Annotated in this window: 1 protein-coding gene; it reads right to left on the minus strand. The window is 68.0% G+C overall.

Annotation, left to right across the window (positions count from 1 at the left end; all coding sequences use genetic code 11):
• Positions 1-47 precede the first annotated feature (47 nt).
• On the minus strand, positions 48-250 hold a 203-nt coding region (locus ACQG3P_RS21140), incomplete at its 5' end, for a hypothetical protein (protein WP_426806147.1).

The raw sequence follows: 250 nt of genomic DNA on the forward strand, positions 1-250 counted from the left end.
GCCCGGCCACCCCCGGCGATGACCGAGTGGGGGGTGACTCCCAGGGCTCACCGCACTGGTTGCGGCCCGCCCATGGTGACCGGGCCGCGCGCGCCCAGAGTGGCGGCGCTGCCCTGCTGGCGCAGCCGGTGGTCGCCGATGGGATTCTGGTGGTGCAGAACGTTGATGGAAAGCTGACCGCATTCCGGTTGGCACAATAAGTAGTTACCGCGATGCTGACCTTGGTCGCCCTGGTTGTACGGCCGAACGT

The sequence above is a fragment of the Stenotrophomonas sp. SrG genome (assembly GCF_050031795.1).
Classification (GTDB): domain Bacteria; phylum Pseudomonadota; class Gammaproteobacteria; order Xanthomonadales; family Xanthomonadaceae; genus Stenotrophomonas; species Stenotrophomonas rhizophila_A.